The organism is Gordonia cholesterolivorans (genome assembly GCF_039531975.1).
In the GTDB taxonomy this organism is placed as follows: Bacteria; Actinomycetota; Actinomycetes; order Mycobacteriales; family Mycobacteriaceae; genus Gordonia; species Gordonia sihwensis.
Window position 1 is genome coordinate 38,324 of record NZ_BAAARB010000012.1, and the last position, 20,658, is coordinate 58,981.

Annotated in this window: 19 protein-coding genes and 2 riboswitches; of the genes, 9 read left to right on the plus strand and 10 right to left on the minus strand. The window is 68.0% G+C overall.

What is annotated here, in order from left to right:
• Positions 1-109: 109 nt before the first annotated feature.
• The 7 genes from gcvH (at position 110) to ABFX36_RS12020 (ending at position 7,368) form a co-directional block, all read left to right on the plus strand.
• Positions 110-514, plus strand: coding sequence for a glycine cleavage system protein GcvH (gcvH, locus tag ABFX36_RS11990; RefSeq protein ID WP_006895080.1), 405 nt, complete (start codon positions 110-112; stop codon positions 512-514).
• Between the two features lie 327 nt (positions 515-841).
• Positions 842-1,303 (plus strand): glycogen accumulation regulator GarA, encoded by a 462-nt coding sequence (garA, locus tag ABFX36_RS11995; protein ID WP_006895079.1) that lies wholly within the window; start codon positions 842-844, stop codon positions 1,301-1,303.
• On the plus strand, positions 1,300-2,022 hold the full coding sequence (gene ftsR / locus ABFX36_RS12000; RefSeq protein WP_006895078.1) for a transcriptional regulator FtsR: 723 nt from the start codon (positions 1,300-1,302) through the stop codon (positions 2,020-2,022). The genes garA and ftsR overlap by 4 nt, the downstream gene beginning before the upstream one ends.
• 46 nt (positions 2,023-2,068) lie before the next feature.
• A complete protein-coding gene (locus ABFX36_RS12005; RefSeq protein WP_346076519.1) occupies positions 2,069-2,584 on the plus strand; it encodes a bifunctional nuclease family protein in 516 nt (171 codons plus the stop codon).
• A gap of 274 nt (positions 2,585-2,858) precedes the next feature.
• Complete coding sequence (locus ABFX36_RS12010) at positions 2,859-3,491, plus strand: MerR family transcriptional regulator (RefSeq protein WP_156479450.1); 633 nt, start codon at positions 2,859-2,861, stop codon at positions 3,489-3,491.
• A gap of 79 nt (positions 3,492-3,570) precedes the next feature.
• Positions 3,571-3,671, plus strand: a riboswitch (glycine riboswitch).
• A riboswitch (glycine riboswitch) is annotated at positions 3,672-3,788 on the plus strand.
• A gap of 42 nt (positions 3,789-3,830) precedes the next feature.
• A complete protein-coding gene (gcvP, locus tag ABFX36_RS12015) occupies positions 3,831-6,704 on the plus strand; it encodes an aminomethyl-transferring glycine dehydrogenase (protein ID WP_006895075.1) in 2,874 nt (957 codons plus the stop codon).
• Positions 6,705-6,732: 28 nt separating this feature from the next.
• Entirely contained in the window at positions 6,733-7,368 is a 636-nt protein-coding gene (locus ABFX36_RS12020) for a dihydrofolate reductase family protein (RefSeq protein WP_346076522.1), read from the plus strand.
• 22 nt (positions 7,369-7,390) lie between these two features.
• Here ABFX36_RS12020 and ABFX36_RS12025 read toward each other — a convergent pair whose 3' ends face one another.
• From ABFX36_RS12025 to ABFX36_RS12060, 8 genes are all read right to left on the minus strand, one after another.
• A complete protein-coding gene (locus ABFX36_RS12025; RefSeq protein WP_278127391.1) occupies positions 7,391-8,569 on the minus strand; it encodes a substrate-binding domain-containing protein in 1,179 nt (392 codons plus the stop codon).
• A 120-nt stretch (positions 8,570-8,689) separates the two neighbouring features.
• Complete coding sequence (locus ABFX36_RS12030) at positions 8,690-10,855, minus strand: malate synthase G (RefSeq protein WP_222111436.1); 2,166 nt, start codon at positions 10,853-10,855, stop codon at positions 8,690-8,692.
• A gap of 112 nt (positions 10,856-10,967) precedes the next feature.
• Positions 10,968-11,840, minus strand: a complete 873-nt coding sequence (locus tag ABFX36_RS12035) for a hypothetical protein (protein WP_006895071.1) — start codon at positions 11,838-11,840, stop codon at positions 10,968-10,970.
• Complete coding sequence (locus tag ABFX36_RS12040; protein WP_006895070.1) at positions 11,840-12,916, minus strand: hemolysin family protein; 1,077 nt, start codon at positions 12,914-12,916, stop codon at positions 11,840-11,842. Before ABFX36_RS12040 ends, ABFX36_RS12035 begins: the two co-directional genes overlap by 1 nt.
• The gene (locus ABFX36_RS12045) at positions 12,909-14,297 is read right to left on the minus strand and encodes a hemolysin family protein (RefSeq protein ID WP_006895069.1); all 1,389 of its coding nucleotides are present in this window, start codon (positions 14,295-14,297) and stop codon (positions 12,909-12,911) included. Before ABFX36_RS12045 ends, ABFX36_RS12040 begins: the two co-directional genes overlap by 8 nt.
• Positions 14,298-14,306: 9 nt before the next feature.
• Complete coding sequence (gene guaB1 / locus ABFX36_RS12050; RefSeq protein ID WP_006895068.1) at positions 14,307-15,743, minus strand: GMP reductase; 1,437 nt, start codon at positions 15,741-15,743, stop codon at positions 14,307-14,309.
• 35 nt (positions 15,744-15,778) lie between these two features.
• The gene (locus ABFX36_RS12055) at positions 15,779-16,717 is read right to left on the minus strand and encodes a M56 family metallopeptidase (RefSeq protein WP_062367702.1); all 939 of its coding nucleotides are present in this window, start codon (positions 16,715-16,717) and stop codon (positions 15,779-15,781) included.
• Positions 16,718-16,762: 45 nt separating this feature from the next.
• Entirely contained in the window at positions 16,763-17,155 is a 393-nt protein-coding gene (locus ABFX36_RS12060) for a BlaI/MecI/CopY family transcriptional regulator (RefSeq protein ID WP_006895066.1), read from the minus strand.
• 288 nt (positions 17,156-17,443) lie between these two features.
• On the opposite strand from ABFX36_RS12060, the gene ABFX36_RS12065 reads away from it, so the two are divergent.
• Positions 17,444-17,866: a PaaI family thioesterase gene (locus ABFX36_RS12065; protein ID WP_045537875.1), complete on the plus strand. Its 423-nt coding sequence runs from the start codon at positions 17,444-17,446 to the stop codon at positions 17,864-17,866.
• A gap of 58 nt (positions 17,867-17,924) precedes the next feature.
• Here the strand turns inward: ABFX36_RS12065 and ABFX36_RS12070 are convergent, their stop codons facing one another.
• A complete protein-coding gene (locus tag ABFX36_RS12070; protein ID WP_006895064.1) occupies positions 17,925-19,355 on the minus strand; it encodes an NAD(P)/FAD-dependent oxidoreductase in 1,431 nt (476 codons plus the stop codon).
• Positions 19,356-19,447: 92 nt separating this feature from the next.
• Positions 19,448-20,068 (minus strand): GNAT family N-acetyltransferase, encoded by a 621-nt coding sequence (locus ABFX36_RS12075; RefSeq protein ID WP_006895062.1) that lies wholly within the window; start codon positions 20,066-20,068, stop codon positions 19,448-19,450.
• A 119-nt stretch (positions 20,069-20,187) separates the two neighbouring features.
• On the opposite strand from ABFX36_RS12075, the gene ABFX36_RS12080 reads away from it, so the two are divergent.
• On the plus strand, positions 20,188-20,619 hold the full coding sequence (locus ABFX36_RS12080) for an acyl-CoA thioesterase (protein ID WP_062367703.1): 432 nt from the start codon (positions 20,188-20,190) through the stop codon (positions 20,617-20,619).
• Positions 20,620-20,658 lie beyond the last annotated feature (39 nt).

Sequence of the window (20,658 nt, forward strand, 5' to 3'; positions counted from 1 at the left end):
CGATCCGGCGGCTCGTCACGATAAAGTCATGGAGCGCCTCGCGGCCGCAACGGAGCGGCGGGCGAGGGTGAGTCCAAGTCTTCCGACAGTTCCTGAGAGAGGCCGCAACGTGAGCGACACCAAGATCCCCGCAGAGCTGCGTTACACCGACGAGCACGAGTGGATCCGCAAGGTCGGTGACAAGACCGTCCGAGTGGGGATCACCGATTTCGCGCAGGACGCGCTCGGCGACGTGGTCTTCGTTCAGCTTCCGGAGGTGGACTCGGACGTCGAGACGGGCGAGTCGTTCGCCGAGGTCGAATCGACCAAGAGCGTCTCGGACATCTTCGGTCCGCTCGACGGTACCGTCGCCGCTGCCAACGAGGCTCTCGACGGTGCTCCCGAGCTGGTCAATTCGTCTCCGTACGAGGACGGCTGGCTGGTCGAGATCACGGTCGGCGACGACGCCGACCTGGACCAGATTCTCGCCGGTCTGCTCGACGCGGAAGGCTACCGGGCGGTTATCAGCGGCTGACCGCCAGCTGACGACCGGGCTTTCCGGAGGCGACTCGTGCCCGCACCGCGGACCGGGTCGATATGATTTCCAGTACGCCAAACGTCCCCGACCCCGGGCGGCGTTCGGACAAAGACGGTAGGTTCACTTAAGAAGGTTCCTGCCTCGCAGACGCACATCTCAACGACGAGATGGTCCGATGCATGTGTAACAGCGAGTGAGCCCAAAGGTGCGGTACCCCCGGACAATTGGAGTTCGCGCAGGTACCTCGGCTGACCTGCGGCATGCCCCACCAGGGGGCGTCGCGAGTCTTGAGTCACGGCGGGGTGCGTTGACGATGAAGGAGATGTGGTGAGCGGTAACGACAACGGCTTTGAAGCGCCCGTGGAGACGACTTCGGTCTTCCGCGAGGACTTCATCAAGGAAGTAGACGCCCCCGCGGCGTCGAACGAGCCGGCCGATACCGGTGTCGAGCGGCTGTCGCCGGGAACGGCGCTGCTGGTCGTGAAGCGGGGACCGAACGCAGGGTCGCGGTTCCTGCTCGACCAGCCGACCACGTCGGCCGGCCGTCACCCCGACAGCGACATCTTCCTCGATGACGTGACGGTGAGCCGCAGGCACGCCGAGTTCCGGAGCAACGGCGACGACTTCCAGGTGGTCGATGTGGGCAGCCTGAACGGCACCTACGTCAACCGCGAGCCGGTCGACACCGCGACCCTCACGAGCGGGGACGAAGTGCAGATCGGCAAGTTCCGTCTGGTGTTCCTGTCCGGCCCGCGCGCCGGTGAGGCAGGTGCCACGCAGTCGTGACCTCGTCTGCTGCGCGCGCGTCCGCCGCGAGCGACCGCACGATGTCGATCGGTGCTGTGCTCGCGGTGCTGCGAGAAGAGTTCCCCGACGTCACGATCTCGAAGATTCGGTTCCTCGAAACCGAGGGTCTGGTGACTCCCGATCGTGCGCCGTCCGGTTATCGCCGATTCAGCGATCAGGACTGCGAGCGGCTGCGGTTCGTGCTCACCGCTCAGCGTGATCGGTATCTGCCGTTGAAGGTGATCCGCGAGCAGCTCGACGAGATCGACGCGGCCGCCGGCGGCGCGGGCCCGCGACTGCTGTCGTCGGCGCGCAGTGCGGTGGCCCCGGCGACTGATTTCAGCTCGCGCGGCGGCCGGGTGGATCGGGAGACGCTCATCGAACGGACCGGCGTCGACTCGGCGTTCATCTCCGAACTCGTGCGCAACGGACTCCTCTCTGCGGGCCCCGGCGGCTTCTTCGACGAGGACGCCGTGCGCCTGGTGGAGGCTGCTGCGGCGCTGGCCAACTTCGGGCTCGAGACGCGCCACCTGCGTGCGTTCAAGGTCAGTGCCGACCGCGAGGCCGGGTTGGTCGCACAGATCGCCGGCCCCATCGCGAAGGGCAAGGGCACCGGTGCGCGCGACCGTGCCGAGGAACTGGTCCGTGAGATGGCGGCACTGTCGGTGACGCTGCATACGCAGTTGGTCAAGGCCGCCGTTCGCGGCGCCCTCGACTGACCGGTAGCCGCGTAACCTGTATTTCAAGAGATCAGGAGGCGAGACCATGGGTGAGATGCGTGTCGTGGGTATCCGAGTGGAGCCTCCACAGAACCAACCGGTCCTGCTGCTGCGCGAGGTGAGCGGCGCCAGGTATCTGCCGATCTGGATCGGCCAGAGCGAGGCCGCCTCCATCGCGCTGCAGCAGCGGGGCGTGGAGCCGCCCCGCCCGCTCACTCACGATCTCGTGGTCAATCTCTGTGAGGCCTTCGGCCGTTCCCTTCAGCAGGTTCGGATCGTCGACATGCAGGAGGGCACCTTCTACGCAGAGATGGTCTTCGACGGCGAGGTGGTCGTCGAGGCCCGTCCGTCGGATGCGATCGCGGTCGCCATGCGTTGCGGTGCGCCGATCATCGCCGCCGACGACGTCCTCGACGGCGCCGGGATGCTGATGCCCGACGAGGACGGCGAGCCCTCCGCGGAGGCCGCGGATGGTGCGAGCGAGGACGAGGTGGAGGCGTTTCGCGAGTTCCTCGACCAGGTCTCGCCCGAGGACTTCCTCGGTCCCGAGTCGGGGTCCTGACCCTACGGGCTCGTCGCCGAACCCGATGCGACGTCGGATTCCGGGGCGGCGCGCCGCCCGACACGGTAACGAATCCGTCTCTTCGTCATCACCGTTTGTCTACACCTGAAGTTTAGGTTGAGGTTTACCGCGAGTCGCGTTGATTGCGTGCCGCGGAGTCCATAGTTTTATCCCAGCATCGTCACCGTGAGCGTTGACGAACACTTTGTCAGCGGTCGGGAGTACGCTCGATACGAGAGTTCCGCCGGCCCGAGTCTTGTGTAAGGGAGCTACCGTGGGCGATCATCCGTCAGATCTGCAGTCCGGCGACCACCCGTCCGCCGATGCGGAATCGGTGAGTGCGATGCCGGTACAAGGCGGCCTGGATGACATCGCTCCGGGATTGTTCCCCAACGACACGGTGCCCGACGAGTTGGTCGGTTACCGCGTGCCGAGCGCCTGCCAGATCGCGGGGATCACCTACCGACAGCTCGACTACTGGGCTCGCACCTCGCTCGTGGTGCCGTCGATCCGGGGCGCGGCCGGCTCGGGAAGCCAGCGTCTCTACTCCTTCAAAGACATCCTCGTTCTCAAGATCGTGAAGCGGCTGCTCGACACCGGCATCTCGCTGCAGAACATCCGAGTGGCGGTCGACCACCTTCGTAAGCGCGGCGTCGAGGACCTCGCCCGGATCACCCTGTTCTCGGACGGCACCACGGTCTACGAGTGCACCTCCGCCGAAGAGGTCGTCGACCTCCTCCAGGGCGGACAGGGCGTGTTCGGCATCGCCGTGTCGGGCGCCATGCGCGAACTCACCGGAACCATCGCGGACTTCCCGGGGGAGCGTGCCGACGACGGTGTCAGCGAATCGTCGCCCGAAGACGAGTTGGCGGCCCGTCGCAAGAACCGCACCCGGCGCACCGGATAGGCCACGTCGGCAGTCCCGCGTGACGGTCCACACGCCGGACCGTGATTCGCGCCCGACTCTTGGTACCCTGTCGGTGCGTCGCTACGCTGCGGGAGAGTGTCGTCCGGGACATCCGGGCAACCGCCGAAGGAGCAACACCTCTCCGTCAAACTCTCAGGCACCCGGGACCGTGGCTGCTGACGACGTCTCTGGAAAGTGGCGGGTGCGCGCACCCGCCCGCCCACGGTGAAAGGCATCGGTCCGCCGCTGCCGAATCTCTCAGGCGCTGCGTTCGTGCGGCATGACAGAGGGGGAGGGACCAGTCCGGCGCGGCCGGACCGAGAAGATCAAGGTGCCCTCTTGTCGACCCCCGCTTCTGAGTTCTCCCAGCGTCACCTCGGCCCCGACGCCGACGAACTGGCTGTCATCCTCGACGTCCTCGGCGTCGGATCCCTGGACGAGATCGCCGCGAAGGTGGTTCCCGCGTCGATCGCCGACGGCGCGGACACGAACGGATTCGCTCCGGGACTGGACGCCCTGCCCGCTCCGCTGACGGAGGCGCAGGCGACCGCGGCGATGCGCGAACTCGCGAATCGCAATGTGGTCGCCCGATCGATGATCGGTCTCGGTTACTACGACACACACACGCCCGGAGTCATCAAGCGCAACATCCTGGAGAACCCGGCGTGGTACACCGCCTACACCCCGTACCAGCCGGAGATCAGCCAGGGTCGGCTCGAAGCGCTGCTCAACTTCCAGACCATGGTGTGCGATCTGACCGGCATGGAGGTGGCGAACGCCTCAATGCTGGATGAGGCGACCGCGGCCGCCGAGGCGATGACGCTGCTGCGCCGCGCCGGTAAGTCGAAGTCGAACCGCGTGGTCGTCGACTCCGACCTCTTCCCGCAGACGCGTGCGGTGATCGAGACCCGTGCGACGCCGCTAGGCATCGAGGTGGTCGAAGCCGAGCTCGATGGGTCGGCGCCGGACGCGGGGCTTCCCGAGGGCGAGTTCTTCGGAGTCATCGTGCAGACGCCCGGTGCGAGCGGCCGGATCACCGATCTCGGCCCGGTCATCGAGGCGGCGCATGCGCGAGGTGCGCTGATCGCCGCAGGCGTCGACCTGCTGGCCGCCACTCTCATCACCCCTCCGGGAGAGCTCGGCGCGGATGCGTGCTTCGGCACCACACAGCGCTTCGGTGTCCCGATGGGCTTCGGTGGACCGCACGCCGGCTACCTGGCGGTGCACACCAAACGCACTCGTCAGCTTCCGGGGCGCCTCGTCGGCGTCTCCAAGGACGCGGACGGCAACCTCGCGTACCGCCTGGCACTTCAGACCCGCGAGCAGCACATCCGACGCGAGAAGGCGACCAGCAACATCTGCACGGCGCAGGTGCTGCTCGCCATCATCGCCGCGATGTACGCCTCCTACCACGGCCCGTCCGGGCTCAAGGCGATCGCCGAGCGGGTGCACGGGCACGCCGCAGACCTCGCCGATCGCCTCGCGGGCGGTGGATTCGGTGTGGAGCACGCCTCGTTCTTCGACACCCTCACCGTGCGGGCCGACGGCAGGGCCGCGGAGATCGTCGACGCGGCCAAGTCGCGCCACGGCATCAACCTGCGGTTGATCGACGCCGACCGCGTGGGCGTCGCGTGCGATGAGACCACCACCGCCGCCGACATCGATGCCGTCCTGGACGCCTTCGGCGCCGCGGGTGCCGCGGCGACGCAGTTCAGTGCCCCGATCGCGAACCGCAGCAGCGAATATCTGACGCATCCGGCCTTCCACCTGCACCGGACCGAGACCGCGATGCTGCGCTACCTGCGGATGCTCTCCGACAAGGACATCGCTCTCGACCGCAGCATGATCCCCCTGGGCTCGTGCACGATGAAGCTGAACGCGACCACCGAGATGGAGCCGATCACCTGGCCGGAGATCGGCGGCCTGCACCCGTTCGCCCCGCTCTCCGACAGCGAGGGCATCCGCGAGCTGATCGCTCGGCTGGAGAACTGGCTGGTGGCCGTCACCGGTTACGACCGCGTGAGCCTGCAGCCCAATGCCGGCTCGCAGGGCGAGTACGCGGGTCTGCTCGCGATTCGCCGTTACCATCTCTCGCGCGGCGACGACGCACGCGACGTCTGCCTCATCCCCTCCAGTGCTCACGGAACCAATGCGGCGTCGGCCGTCATGGCCGGGCTGCGCGTGGTGGTGGTGGCCAGCCGTGACACCGGGGACGTCGACATCGACGATCTGCGCGCGAAGATCGAGAAGCACCGCGACGAGTTGGCGGGCATCATGATCACCTACCCGTCCACCCACGGCGTGTTCGAGCACGAGGTCACCGACATTTGCGACGCGGTGCACGAGGCCGGCGGCCAGGTGTACGTGGACGGCGCCAATCTCAACGCGCTCGTCGGCCTGGCCCGGCCGGGCCGGTTCGGGGGCGACGTCTCGCATCTGAATCTGCACAAGACGTTCTGCATTCCGCACGGCGGCGGCGGCCCGGGCGTCGGACCGGTCGCGGTGCGCGAGCATCTGGCGCCGTTCCTGCCGAGCAGCCCGCTGGCCTCCGAACTTCCGCAGACCGGCGTCGCGATCTCGGCGGCGCCGTACGGTTCGGCGTCGATCCTGCCGATCACCTACGCGTACATCGCCATGATGGGTGCCCAGGGACTGCGGACCGCCACGCTGACCGCGATCGCCTCCGCCAATTACATCGCGCGTCGCCTGCGCGACCACTACCCGGTGCTCTACACCGGAGAGGGCGGCTGGGTGGCTCACGAGTGCATCCTGGACCTGCGTGAACTGACCAAGGACAGTGGAGTCTCGGTCGACGACGTCGCCAAGCGACTCGCCGACTACGGCTTCCACGCGCCCACGATGAGCTTCCCCGTCGCCGGAACCCTGATGGTGGAGCCTACTGAGAGCGAGAATCTCGCCGAACTCGACGCCTTCATCGACGCGATGATCGCCATCCGCGGCGAGATCGACAAGGTCGCCGACGGCACCTGGTCGGTCGAGGACAATCCGCTCGCCGGCGCGCCGCACACCGCCGAATGCCTGGTGGGCGAGTGGAATCACGGATACGACCGGCTCACCGCCGTGTACCCGAACGGTCTCCCGTCGTCCGGAGCGCGCGCCAAGGTGTGGCCGGCCGTCCGCCGGATCGACGGAGCCTTCGGCGACCGGAACCTCGTCTGCAGCTGCCCTCCGATCGAGGCCTTCAGCGAGTAGGCTCGCGGGCACCGACAGGAGGCTCGCGATGTCCAAAGTCCGTGTCCACAACCTCAACGTCTCGCTCGACGGTTTCAGTGCGGGCGGAACCGTCACGTACGATGCGCCGATCGGCGAGGCGGCCCGGTTGTTCGACCACTTCGACGGCCGGGTGATCTGGGGTGTGGACGCGATCGCCGAGCCGGTTCGCGCCGATCACGTGTTCACCAGTGCGTGGAGTCAGGGGATCGGCGTCGAGATAATGGGACGCCGCAAGTTCGGTCCGCAGACCGGACCGTGGGCCGACGACGGCTGGCGCGGGTGGTGGGGCGACGAGCCTCCGTTCCGCACACCCGTGGTGGTGTTGACGCATCACGAGCGCCCGCCGATCGAGTTCGCGAACGGCACCGTCTTCCACTTCGTGGACGCCCCGGCGCCGCAGGCGCTCGAGTACGCGCGCGGACTCGCCGGCGGCGATGTCCGCCTCGGTGGCGGACCCACGTCCGTCCGCGAGTTCCTGCACGCCGACCTGGTCGATTTCATGCATCTGGTCGTCGTCCCGGTGGTGATCGGTTCGGGCGTCTCGATCTGGGACCGCTGTGCCGAACTCCAGGACCGCTTCGACGTCGAGTCGGTGACCACCGGCAGCGGCCTCATACACCAGTTCTGGAATCGGAAGCGGTAGGCCCTTCGCGCCGGTCCCGCTGTTACGGCGCCGCCGCCGGGTAGACCACCTTGCTGATCGCGACCGCGGCCGCGGGCTCGGGGAGCGGCATCGGGTCGGCGATCGGGCCGAAGGTCACGGTCGGCGTCGGTGCAGGCAGCGGCCCGGCACCGCGGAAACCCGCCTTGGTCAGGATCTGCATCTGGGCCGGTTTGCGCGCGAAGGTGAAGAACTGAGAGACGGCGTCGCTGACGTGCGCCGGAACCGACTGGCCCGACAGTTTCACCACCGGATAGTCGGCCGACGGAGTCGGGCCCTTCGGCGCGACCACCGCGACCCGGGCGGTCTTGTCGTCCTTGGTGAGCATGTAGAGGTGCTGCTCGGTCACCGACACGGCGCGGACCGGCGCATCGGAGGGATCGCCGGTCCCGGCGATCGAGTCGACGGCGGCGTCGATGGAGCCGTCCCCGACTTTCGGCGGAGCCGACATGAGCTGATCGAGCGCAGCGACCACCTCGGGTGACTGCGCCTGTCGGAGAGTGAGCGGCTTCTGGGTCGGGACGGTCGCGGCCGCGACTGCTTGGGCTCCCAGTGCGGTCGCGGCCGACTGCGGGCCGGTGGGCATCGCGATGCGCATCGAGCCCCACGACGATCTGCCGTACGCGGAGAGGGAATTGGCGCGGGTCTGCGCGGGCAGGTCGGACCACCCGATGCGGCCGTCGGCGGCCTTCGCGATCTCGGGCTCCATCGCCAGCCGGACCGGCGACGACACGAGCGATTCCGGGTTGCCCTGGAGCACGTCGGGCTTCGCGGTCTGCAGGGCCGCGGACCAGATGGACGACTCGGGCACCCAGGCGGCGGGGAAATCACCGTAGGTCTGCGCGTCCCACTTCTGGGCGGTCAGACCCTCGAGAGTCGCGCGGGCGTCGGCGGGTCGCACGTCCACGGTGATGCAGTGGTCGCGGACCACCGGCTCGGTGTTGTTGTAGTCCTGCGCGATCCTCTGCAGACCCGGTGCGATCGCGGGATCGGCCAGAACGGAGATCTTCGCCGGTCCCTCGAGGCACTCACCGGCCGCCACCGGCTGTTCGTCGTCGATTCGATCGCCGAGTTGACGCCACGCCGTGACGATGCCCGCGATCAGAATGATCGCGAGGACGAATGCCAGCAGCGGTCGGCTGATGTAAGTCCGACTGCGTCCACCCGAATTGTGCTTCGCCACTGATCGTCCTTCCTCCGGCGATTCGTGTCATGCCAGGCCGATGCGCGTCCAGCGGGCCGATGCACCGAGCCCGGACCGAGAATCCGGTCCGGGCTCGGTGGTCTGCACCTTCCGTGTATATCAGGCGTTGGCTGCCTTGTACTCGCGGCGCGCGGCGTGCAGCAGCGGTTCGGTGTACCCGCTCGGCTGCGTCGCGCCCTTGAGGATCAGGTCCTTGGCGGCCTGGAAGGCGATGTTGCCGTCGAAGTTCGGTGCCATCGGACGGTAGGCGGGATCGCCGGCGTTCTGCCGGTCGACCACCGGTGCCATCCGCTCGAGCGCGGCGACGACCTCGTCCTCGGTGACGATGCCGTGACGGAGCCAGTTGGCGAGCAGCTGGCTGGAGATGCGCAGCGTCGCGCGGTCCTCCATCAGCGCGACGTCGTGGATGTCCGGCACCTTCGAGCAGCCGACGCCCTGATCGATCCACCGGACCACGTAGCCGAGGATCGACTGCGCGTTGTTGTCGAGTTCCTCGCGCTTCTCCTCCTCGCTCCAGTCGGTGCTCTTCGCCAGCGGGATGGTCAGGATGTCGTCCACAGACGCCGGTTCGCGCTTGGCGATGTCGTCCTGACGCTCGAAGACGTCGACCTCGTGGTAGTGCAGCGCGTGCAGGGTGGCGGCGGTCGGCGACGGCACCCACGCGGTGTTGGCACCGGCGTTGGGGTGACCGATCTTCTGCTCCAGCATGTCGGCCATCAGATCCGGCATCGCCCACATGCCCTTGCCGATCTGCGCCTTGTGCTGCAGACCCGCGTGCAGACCGGTGTCGACGTTCGAGTCCTCGTACGCGTTGAACCAGGTCTGGCCCTTGATCTCGGCCTTGCGGACGAACGGGCCGGCCTCCATCGAGGTGTGGATCTCGTCGCCGGTGCGGTCGAGGAAACCGGTGTTGATGAACACCACGCGCTCGGAGGCCGCCTTGATCGACGCCTTGAGGTTCACCGACGTGCGGCGTTCCTCGTCCATGATGCCGACCTTGAGGGTGTTGCGCGGCAGGCCGAGGACGTCCTCGACGCGGCCGAACAGTTCACTGGTGAAGGCGACCTCGTCGGGACCGTGCATCTTCGGCTTCACGATGTAGATCGAGCCGGTGCGGGAGTTCTGCAGACCTTCGGCGCTCATACCGTGGATGCCGATCGCCGAGGTGATCAGCGCATCCATGATGCCCTCGGGGACCTCGTTGCCGTCGGCGTCGAGGATGGCGGGGTTGGTCATCAGATGGCCCACGTTGCGGACGAAGAGCAGCGAACGACCGTGCAGTTCCACCTCGCCGGTGCCGTCGGGCGCGGTGTAGACCCGGTTCGGGTTCAGCGTGCGGGTGAAGGTCTTACCGCCCTTGTTGACTTCTTCGGCCAGGTCGCCCTTGTTGAGGCCGAGCCAGTTGTGGTAGCCGAGCACCTTGTCGTCGGCGTCGACCGCGGCGACCGAGTCCTCGAAGTCCATGATCGTCGTGACGGCGGATTCGACGGCGACGTCCTTGACGCCGGCGGCGTCGGTGGCGCCGATCGGCGACTCCGGATCGATCTGGATCTCGACGTGCAGACCGTGGTGGCGCAGGAGGATGCCCGACGGCGCTGCGGCGTCGCCGGTGTAGCCGGCGAACGCGTTCGGGTCGGCGAAGGTGGTGGTGGCGTCGCCGATCGCGGCGACGACCTTGCCGTCGACGACGGTGTACGAGGTCACGTCGGCGTGGCTGCCCTGCTCCAGCGGCACGGCCTTGTCGAGGAAGGCCTTGGCGAACGCGATGACCTTGTCACCGCGGACCTTGTTGTAGGACGAACCCTTCTCGGCACCGCCGGTCTCCGGGATCGCGTCGGTGCCGTAGAGAGCGTCGTACAGCGAGCCCCAGCGCGCGTTGGACGCGTTGAGGGCGAAACGGGCGTTGAGAATCGGCACCACCAGCTGCGGTCCGGGGATGTTCGCGATCTCCTCGTCGACGTTCTCCGTGGTGATCTGGAAGTCCTCGGGCACCGGGACGAGGTAGCCGATCTCGGTCAGGAAGGCCTTGTACTCGTCGAAGTCGAAGTCCTGGTGGTCGCGGTGCCAGGCGTCGATCTTGGCCTGCAGGTCGTCGCGGACGGCGAGCAGCTCGCGGTTGCGGGGAGCGAGGTCGTTGATCACGGCCGCAGCGCCCGCCCAGAACTTCTCGGCGTCTACACCCGTGCCGGGAAGCGCTTCGTTGTTGACGAAGTCGTAGAGGACTTCGGCGACCTGCAATCCGTTGACGGTGACGCGTTCGGTCATGGCAACCTTTCCTTTGCGAGTGCGTACTGCGGGAACGTCGGCTGCGTGCCGGATGACTCCGGAAGCGGCCCGCCCGCAATCATTCATGTTACAAGGGGTTACCAGCGAGTATTTATCCGAGGCCGACCGATTCGAGAAGGCTGTCGCAGGTTGTGATGAGGGCCTCACGGAGTTCCTGCCCGCGCCGCGCGATAGCCGCCTGCTCGCGGACGTACCGGGCCCGCCCCTCGGGCGTCTCGATGGCCACCGGTGCGTAGCCGTACGAGGTGAGGTCGTACGGACTGGCTCGCATGTCGAGTTCCCGCGCGTCCAGGGCCAGCTCGAAGCAGTCGGCCAGCAGGTCCGCCGGGAGCAGTGGCGTGAGGCGCAGACAGTAGCGGTACAGGTCCATCGTCGCGTGCAGGCAGCCCGGCTGCTCGTTGTCGACGGCTCCGGCTCGACTCAGGGCGGTGGCGTTGCGCCCGACCGCGTCCGCGGTGAAGAACCGGAAGGCGTCGAAGTGCGTGCACGCGAGTGTGCTCTCCTCGACCACGGCGTCGGTGCCGCGCGCGCCGAGCCGGAGCGGCAGTTCGTGACGGGTCTCGTCGGCGCGATACACCATCGCCCACTCGTGCAGGCCGAGACAACCGAGGCGCGGTGCGCGGTTCGCCGTCGCCCGCGTGATGCGGACGGTGTCGGTGAGCAGCCGGACCCGGGACTCGAGATGTTCGCGCGTCACCTCTGCGGTGCCGTCGACATCGACGCGGTAGCCACGCAGACCGGAGTAGCGGTGGGCCTGGGCCAGCCGCACACCGTAGCCGGGATGCCAGCGCAGCACCTGACCGGGGCGGGCCGAGTAGTAGGTGAACAGGAAGTCGATGACCGGGTGCTTGCGTCCTTCGTTCCGCATCCGCAGATACGGACCGATGAGGGTCTCGACGCGCTCCCGGTGGGCGTCGGCCCGGGACTGCCACTCCGGGCGCGACAGCGTCTCCTGCCGCTGCATCAGATGCGGTGCGTGGAGTCGCGGAGGTCGCCGACGAAGGCCTCCGCGAGGTCGGCGAGTGCGATAACCCCGATGATCGTGCCCGCCGTGTCGACGACCGCCCCGAGGTGGGCGCTGGTGCGGCGGAGCACGACGGTGGCTTCGTCCAGCGGTGTCGCCGAACCGATCTTCGGCAGCGGCCGGATCTGGTCCACACCGATGATCGACTCCGGGCCGACGGCCGGATCGAGGATGTCGTCGAGCACGTCCTTGATGTGCAGGTAGCCGATGAACGAGCCGTCCAACCCGCGGACGGGGAAGCGGGAGTAACCCGTCTCGCGCACCGCACGCTCGACTGAACCGAGTGTGGGACCGAGTCCGCCCGTCGATGCGTCGAGCTGAACGCGCACGCTGCGCACCGTGCTCAGCGGGATCATCAGTTCGGCCACCGTCCGTTCGACGGTCGTCAGTGCGCGGGTGAGCCGCTCGTGCTCGTCGGCGTCGAGCAGACCGAGCTCCCGGGACTCGCCGATCATGTCGGCCAGCTCGGCCTCGTTGACCGTGGTCGCCAACTCGTCCTTGGGCTCGACGCGCATCGCCCTGAGCGAGATGTTCGCCAACGCGTTGTAGAACCAGATCAGCGGCCGTGCGACGCGCATGAAGACCAGGTGCACCGGAACCACCAGCATCGCCACGGTCTCGGGGCCGGCGAGCGCGATGTTCTTCGGCACCATCTCACCCAGCAGGATGTGCAGGATCACCACGATCGCCAGACCGATCGCGAAGGCGATCGGGTGCAGCAGCTGACTCGGCACGCGCATCAGATCCAGCGGTGCGCTGATCAGATGGGCGATGGCCGGTTCGGCGACCCGACCGAGCAGGATCGAACAGATCGTGATTCCGAGCTGCGAGCCCGCGAGCATCAGCGACAGATGCTCGGAGGCCTCGATCACCGTGCGGGCACGCTTCTTTCCCGATTCCTCGAGGGCGACGAGCCGGTCCCGCCGCGCCGCGATGAGCGAGAACTCGCCGGCGACGAAGAAGGCGTTGGCGGCCAGGAGCACCACCGTCAGCAGGATTCCCCACCAGTCACCCACGGGACGCCTCCGTCCCGCCGGGCTCGGCACTGCCGTCGATGATCGTCATCCACACCTTGTCGACGCGGCGCTGATCCATCTGCACCACGGTCGCGCGCCATCGGGGTTCGGGTTCGTCGAGGAAGTTCTCGCCGGCCGACTCGCGCTGCGGAAGGTCGACGATGTCGCCGGTGCGCGGAATGCGGCCGAGGCAGAACATCACCAGTCCGCCGAGCGTCTCGTACGACCCCTCGGGTGCGCGGTAGCCGGTGCCGCTCTGCAGTTCGTCGAGCCGCAGCAGCCCGGAGCAGCGGAAGCCGTTGCCGACCGGAGTCACGTCCGACTCCTCGACGTCGTGCTCGTCGGTGACGTCGCCGAGGATCTCCTCGACGATGTCCTCCGACGTCACCAGGCCCGCGGTGCCGCCGTACTCGTCGATGACCACGCAGACCTCGAGGCCGTTCGACGAGATGCGATCCATCAGCGAGTCGCCGTCGAGGCTGTCCGGGACCCGGGTGATCGGGCGTGCCAGCGACCGCAGCGACGTGGTCGCGAGGCTCTGCGGCGGCAGGGTGAAGGCCTGCTTGATGTGGACGACGCCGACGAGGTTGTCGAGGTCGCCGCCTTCGGCGATCAGGAACCGGGAGTGGCCGGTCCGGGAAGCGGCGGCGATCAGATCGCGCACCGAGTCGTTGGGTTCGAGCGATTCGATCCGCACGCGGGGAGTCATCAGGTCCGCGGCCGTGAGATCGCCGAAACGCAGCGACCGGTCGACGAGAGTCGCGGTGTCGGGGTCGAGGGCCCCGCGCAGCGCGGAGTTGCGCACCAGCGCGGCGAGTTCGGCAGCCGACCGCGCCGACCCGAGTTCTTCGGTGGGCTCGATGCCCAGGCGCCGCACCAGTGCGTTCGCCGAGCCGTTGAGGCCGTTGATCGCCGGCCGGAAGAACGAGGAGAACATCGCGAGGGGAGTGGCGGTGGCGCGCGCGACCGCCAGCGGCTTGGTGATCGCGAGGTTCTTCGGTATCAGCTCACCGAGGACCATCGAGAGCGAGGTGGCGATGATCAGGGCCAGCGCCAGGGAGATGCCGTCGGCGACTCCGTCCGGAATCCTCATCGCCTCCAGCACGGGCGCGAACAGGGTCGCCAGCACCGGTTCGGCGATGTAACCGGTGATCAGCGTTGTGATCGTGATGCCCAGCTGGGCGCCCGACAACTGGAAGGAGAGGGATCGGTGCGCTCGGTCGACGGCTCGCGCACGGCGATCGCCGCGACGCGCGACGTCGCCCGCGATGGTGGACCGTTCGAGCGCGGTCAGCGAGAACTCTCCGGCGACGAACAGCGCCGTGCCCAGCGTCAGCGCGATGAATCCGGCCAGACTCGCGATGATGACGAATACGTTCACCGGCGCGGGTCACCAACCACCCGGGAGCGGGCGTCCCTCGGCGAAACCGGCGGCGGACTGGACGCCCAGTACCACCTTGTCGTGCAATTCCTGCAGAGTCGAGGCACCGGCGTAGGTCGCGGTGCTGCGGACTCCTGAACAGATGTGGTCGATCAAGTCCTCTACTCCGGGGCGGTCGGGGTCGATACGGATGCGCGAGGAGGAGATGCCCTCCTCGAACAGCGCTTTCCGGGCACGATCGTATGCGGCGTCGGCGGACGAACGCGCGGCGACGGCGCGTTTCGACGCCATGCCGAAGCTCACCTTGTATTCGCCTGCGGAGTCGGCGTGCAGGTCGCCCGGCGACTCGTACGTTCCGGCGAACCAGGAACCGACCATCGCATTCGATGCGCCGGCCGCCACCGCCAGCGCCACGTCCCGCGGGTGCCGGATGCCGCCGTCCGCCCACACCGCCGCACCGTGCTCGCGTGCGACGGCGGCGCATTCGGCGACCGCCGAGAACTGTGGCCGGCCGACGCCGGTCATCATCCGCGTGGTGCACATCGCGCCCGGGCCGACACCGACCTTGACGATGTCGGCGCCCGCCTCGATCAGATCGAGCGTGCCCTGTGCGGACACCACATTCCCCGCGGCCAGCCGGACGCCGAGATCGGCGCCCGCGATTGCGGCGAGCGCACTGATCATCTTCTCCTGATGTCCGTGAGCGGTATCGACGACGAGCAGGTCGGCCCCGGCCTCGACCAGTGCGCGGGCCTTGCCGACCACGTCCCCGTTGATGCCGACCGCGGCACCGATCCGGAGCCTGCCCGAGGCGTCCACGTTGGGGCGGTAGATACCGGACCGGAGCGCGCCGAGGCGGGTCAGCACGCCGGCGAGCTCGCCGGCTCCGTCGGTGAGTACGGCCAGGTCGGCGTTCGCCTCGACCAGCGCGTCGAAGACAAGCCGGGGGTCGGTCTCGGCGGGCAGGGTCACCGGCACGGGCTCGGCGACCGAGGCGACATCGGTGAAGAGGTCGATCTCGTGTCCGGGCGCCGCGCGTGGGATCAGTCCGATCGGCCGACGTCCGTCGAGGACCACCGCGTAGCCGTGCGAACGCTTCGGGATCAGTGCCTGCGCATGCGCCATCACGTCGGTCGCGCAGAGGGTGACCGGCGTCTCGGCCACCAGGTGCGCATTCTTGACGTAGGCGATGGTCCGGGCCGCGACATCGAGCGGCACGTCCTGCGGAAGCACCACCAGGCCGCCGCGTCGCGCCACGGTCTCGGCCATCCGCTTTCCGGCGATCGCCGTCATATTGGCGACCACCAGCGGGATGGTGGTGCCGGTGCCGTCGGAGGTCGACATGTCGACGTCGAACCGCGAGGCCACCGACGACCGGTTCGGAACGATGAAGACGTCGTCGTAAGTCAGGTCGTAGTGCGGTGCGTGGCCGTCCAGGAAGCGCACGGGGAACCTTTCATGTCACAGCGTCTCGGCGGTCGTCAGTGGTGGGCGATGAGGCGGCTGAGCTCGGTGAGCCAGGGGATGGCCACCGCGAGGGTCGGAACGACCAGGATGGCCGCGGCGAGCAGGTAGGCCGTCGCCGAGATGCGGCGTGCGGAGTGCATGTATGAGAGCCGCCGGACGCGGACGAGGGTGGTCGGGCCGCCGACCGCCATGGCGCCGCGAGGTGCGGTCGCGTCCGCGCAGGCCACCAGTGCGCGGCCGAGAGTGGTGGGAGTGGTGGCACGCGCGGCCTGATCGTCGGCCAGGGCCTCGGCCAGCAGTTCCACCGACCCGAGCGCGGACTTGGACCGGACGAATCGGGGGAAGGCCTCGTGCAGCGCGATGAATGCCTCAAGCACCAGATCGTGCCGGGCCCGCAGGTGTGCGCGTTCGTGTTCGATGACGGCGGTCAGCTCGCGCTCGTCGAGTCGAGCCAGCACCCCTTCGCTGAGGACTACTCGCCTGCGCAGTCCGGGCAGGCAGTAGGCGAGCGGCGCGGGGACGTCGAGGATCCGGATGTCGCGCCCGGCCGCGAGCCTGCGGTCGGCGTTGTCGACCAGGTCGATGAGCGTGCGGTGCGCATTGCGTCGCGCCCGCGTGCGGATGCCGACGCGGATCACGGTGTACATCAGGCGCGCGCCGATGAGGAGGGTCAGCGCGAAGACCGCGACGTAGACCGTCCAGAGAAACCAGCCGAGCCGGTGGATCTCTTCGATGGGATTGCTGGTCGGCGCACCGTTGGGCCCGGGCGAGAGCAGGTTGGCGGCGATCGCGAGCCCGGTGCTGAATGCCGACAGCACGGCTGCGAGGGCGATCGACTGCCACAGGGCCATCGCCGCACGCGGAGCGTAGAGCGGCCAGGTGGCGCGGGAGAGGGAAGCGGGGATCGGTCCGACCAAGGCGATCGTGAGGATGCCGAACAGCAGCGCCGTCATGGCCCTCCCCAGGTCGTCGGAGTCGGTGATCTCATGTCAGTGTAGTCAACTGTGGCTGCCGCGCGTGGTTTCCAGCTCATCGAGAGCTTCGCGCAGTGCCGCGGCTTCGTCCGCGCCGACTCGTCCGACGAACGAGACGAGGGCCGCGTGACGCGAGTCCGGGGCGTCGGCGGAACTGAGTGCGTCGACCATCAGCTTGGCCACGAGGTCCTCGCGCGGCGAGGTGGCCGTGTACTGGTGTGCGCGGTCGTCACGGATCTGGGTAACCAGACCCTTCTTGGTGAGACGCTGCAGCACGGTCATGACGGTCGTGTACGCGAGAGTGCGGCTCTTGGCCAGTTCGGCATGCACCTGACGCACGGTCTGTGGCGTCGCGGACGCCCACAGGGTGTCCATGACGGCACGCTCGAGATCGCCCAATCCATTCATCTTCTTCATCTTACGTCGACTCCCTGATTTCTCCGCTTCGTGCCGGTCATGGATCGTGTCGGTCGAGGCCGCCATCGCTCACGATTGTGTAACGCGTGAGGCGGGGAAGGAGTTCCCGTCGGCTCTGCGGCGGACCGTGTTGACACGAAACTAAGGTTAGCCTACATTCATCACCAAGGATCGCGTGAGAGTCCTGAGGGCTGCAGAGACCCCCGATCCGCGACGGTGACCCCCGTGTTCGATGAGGAGCGCGGGGGTCACTGGCGTCTGGCCTGCCGGCAGTGGCAGGGTTCACGTATGGAAGAGACGTCAATTGCGATCGACCCGACCGAGGCCCGAGGCCTCGACCGACTCCTCGGCTTCACCGTGACCCACGCAGACGGCGAGGGACTGCGCGGCACGCTGGAACTCTCCGAGATCCACCATCAGCCCTTCGGCATCACTCACGGCGGTGTGTACTGCGCACTGGCCGAGAGCGCCGCGAGCATCAGCGCCTTCTGCTGGCTGCAGGAGAGCGGACTCGGCGGGACCGCCGTCGGTGCGAACAACTCGACCGATTTCCTCCGCTCGGTGTCGAGCGGGACGCTGTCGGTGTCGACCAGCCCGATTCACCGGGGCCGCCGCCAGCAGCTCTGGCAGGTCGACATCACCGATCAGACGGGCAGGCTCGTCGCGCAGTCGCGGGTCCGCCTGCAGAACATCGAGACACCCGCGGGCTGAGAATGCCGATCGGGCCCTCTCGCCGCGGCGAGAGGGCCCGGATCACGGGAACGATCGGTCAGCCGGCAGTGTCGGTCCGTTCGGGGCCGTCGCCGTCGGCGCGGGCGGCCTCGGCCAGCCGGAGCCGTTCGAGATAGGACAGTTCGGTGAGGGCGGTCCGCGCGTACACCTGCTGCTCGGTGACCGCCAGCTGAGTGCGCCCGCGGGTGTTGAAGGCGAAGAACCAGTTGATGATGGTGTTCAACCGGTTGCGGAAGCCCACCAGGTACACCAAGTGGAGTGCGAGCCAGCCGAGCCAGGCGATGTAACCCTCGCTCTCGAACTTCCACTTGGTTCCGGGGATCGGCACCTGCATCACGGCGCTGAAGCGTGAGACGGTGGCCATCGAGCCCTTGTCGAAGTAGCTGAAGGGCTTGCGCTGGTCGGGCGTCTGCCCCTTGCGGATCTCCGCGAGAATCGCGTCGGCGGCGTACCGGCCGCCCTGGATCGCGCCCTGCGCGACTCCGGGGACGCCGTCGACCGCCATCATGTCGCCCACGACGAAGACGTTGGGATGACCGGGGATCGTGAGGTCCGGTCCCACCTTCACCCGGCCCGCGCGGTCGAGTTCGGTGTCGGACTGATCGGCCAGCACCTTGCCGAGCGAACTGGCCTGCACACCGGCCGACCACACCTTGCACTGGCTCTCGATGCGCCGGGTGGTGCCGTCCTTCTCCTTGACGGTGAGACCGTCGTAATCGAGATCGGTCACCATCGCACCGAGTTGCACGTCCACGCCGAGGCGTTCGAGCCTGCGTCGCGCCTTCTCGCCGAGTTTGGGGCCGAAGGGCGGAAGAACGGCGGGCGAGGCGTCGAGAAGGATGACGTTCGCGTCGGTCGGATCGATGTTGCGGAACGCGCCGCGGAGCGTCTTGTCGCTCATCTCGGCGATCTGACCCGCCAGTTCCACACCGGTCGGGCCCGCACCGATCACGACGAAGGTCAGCAGCTTCTTCTGCTCGGCCGGATCGTTGGAGAGCTCGGCCTGCTCGAAGGCGCCGAGGATGCGGCCGCGCAGTTCCAGTGCGTGGTCGATGGTCTTCATGCCGGGTGCGTACTCGGCGAAATGATCGTTGCCGAAGTACGACTGGTCGGCCCCGGCGGCGATGATCAGGTCGTCGTAGGCGGTCTCGGTGACGCGCTCGAGCAACTGCGAGCGGACCACCTGGTTCTCGAGATCGATGTCGAACACCTCGCCCAGGAGGACCCGGGTGTTCTTCTGCTTCCGCAGCACCACCCGGGTGGCCGGGGCGATCTCGCCCTCGGCGATGATGCCGGTCGCGACCTGGTACAGCATCGGCTGAAACAGGTGATGGGTGGTCTTCGCGATCAGGGTCACGTCCACGTCGGCCTTCTTGAGGCGCTGTGCCGCGAACAGACCGCCGAAACCGGAGCCGATGATCACCACCTGTCGGCGGCGCCGCAGGCTGGTGGCTGGGCTGCTGGTCATTGAATGTCTCCTGGGTGGTGGGTTCACATGACGAGGTGAAGCGGATGCTCGGTGATGCCGGGCCCCTGACCGATCACGGTAGTCCGCGACGATCAGGCGGTCATCTCGACGGTGCCGGGGCCGCGCGCACGGTGCCGGGGTCCGGACGGTGCGACGGCTGCGGGCCGGCGGGTCCGGAGCCAATCGGCGCGGCAGATCTCGTACTCCACATCGTGACCGGTGAATCCGTCGTCGAACTGCTCGCGACGCAGGTGTTCGGCCGCCAGACGCATGCCGAGTTTCTGCATCACCCGCTGCGATCGCATGTTGTCCGGGTGAGTGCTGGCGAAGATCCGCTCGGTCCCGGTCTCGGTGAAGGCGACCGAGATCAGTGCGGACGCCGCCTCGGTCGCCAGTCCTCGGTGCCACGATTCGCGCCGCAGCCGGTAGCTGAGCTCCAGCTCCGGCACCGCCGAATGCCGGGGTGCCCGCAGCCAGACCCAACCGGTGAACAGCCGGGTTCGGCGGTCGAACGCGACCCAGAGGCCGGTTCCGCATTCGCGGAACTGCGCCTGGGATCGGGGGATGACCCAATCGGTGATCATCGCCGGCGCAGTGGCTTCGCCTCCGGTGACGAACTCCATCACCACCGGGTCGGCGTCCAGGCCGTGCAGCAGCGGTGCGTCGTGAGGTGCCACGGGGCGCAGCCGAAGTCGTCGAGTCCCGATGTCCACGTGGGGAGTGTATCGGCGACGACCGACATCGCGGCGCGACTTCGGGTCCGTCGGCGAGGCGCACCGACCGACCCGTCCCGGCGGGCCGGACTGTCGGAGGTGGGCGATAGGGTGCACGCATGCCCGACACACCGTTCGTCGTCGAGATTCAATTGCGCTGGGGTGACATGGACCCGCTCAGCCACATCAACAACGTGCAGTTCGCGCGGATCCTCGAGGAGGCTCGGGTCCGGGCCATGCACCTGTGGTTCCAGAAGGACGATCGGCGGTTCGGCTTCCTGATCGCGCGGCAGGAGATCGAGTTCGTCACTCCGCTCCTCTATCACCACGAATCGGCCAAGGTCGAGATCTGGATCTCACGGATCGGCGAGAAGTCGTTCGACTACGGCTACCGCGTCCGCGCCTGGGACGGCGAACTCGCTGCGCTCGCCGAGACCACCTGTGCCGTGGTGGATCTCGCGACCGGCCGACCCGCGCCGCTCCCGGAGGCGGTGCGTGCGGGGCTCGCCGAACACACCGGCGGGGAAGTGGAGTTCCGGCGGCGCCGCTGACACCGTCCCAGACGGCCGAGCAGTCCGGTAGCGCCAGTT

Excerpts from the sequence above, each read along its gene's own strand:
- ABFX36_RS12065 (WP_045537875.1), top strand. The coding sequence starts at position 17,444 with ATGGAAGAGACGTCAATTGCGATCGACCCGACCGAGGCCCGAGGCCTC.
- ABFX36_RS12080 (WP_062367703.1), top strand. The coding sequence starts at position 20,188 with ATGCCCGACACACCGTTCGTCGTCGAGATTCAATTGCGCTGGGGTGAC.
- ABFX36_RS12060 (WP_006895066.1), bottom strand. The coding sequence starts at position 17,155 with ATGAAGAAGATGAATGGATTGGGCGATCTCGAGCGTGCCGTCATGGAC.
- ABFX36_RS12030 (WP_222111436.1), bottom strand. The coding sequence starts at position 10,855 with ATGACCGAACGCGTCACCGTCAACGGATTGCAGGTCGCCGAAGTCCTC.
- ABFX36_RS12035 (WP_006895071.1), bottom strand. The coding sequence starts at position 11,840 with ATGCAGCGGCAGGAGACGCTGTCGCGCCCGGAGTGGCAGTCCCGGGCC.
- ABFX36_RS12070 (WP_006895064.1), bottom strand. The coding sequence starts at position 19,355 with ATGACCAGCAGCCCAGCCACCAGCCTGCGGCGCCGCCGACAGGTGGTG.
- ABFX36_RS12005 (WP_346076519.1), top strand. The coding sequence starts at position 2,069 with ATGGGTGAGATGCGTGTCGTGGGTATCCGAGTGGAGCCTCCACAGAAC.
- ABFX36_RS12020 (WP_346076522.1), top strand. The coding sequence starts at position 6,733 with ATGTCCAAAGTCCGTGTCCACAACCTCAACGTCTCGCTCGACGGTTTC.
- ABFX36_RS12055 (WP_062367702.1), bottom strand. The coding sequence starts at position 16,717 with ATGACGGCGCTGCTGTTCGGCATCCTCACGATCGCCTTGGTCGGACCG.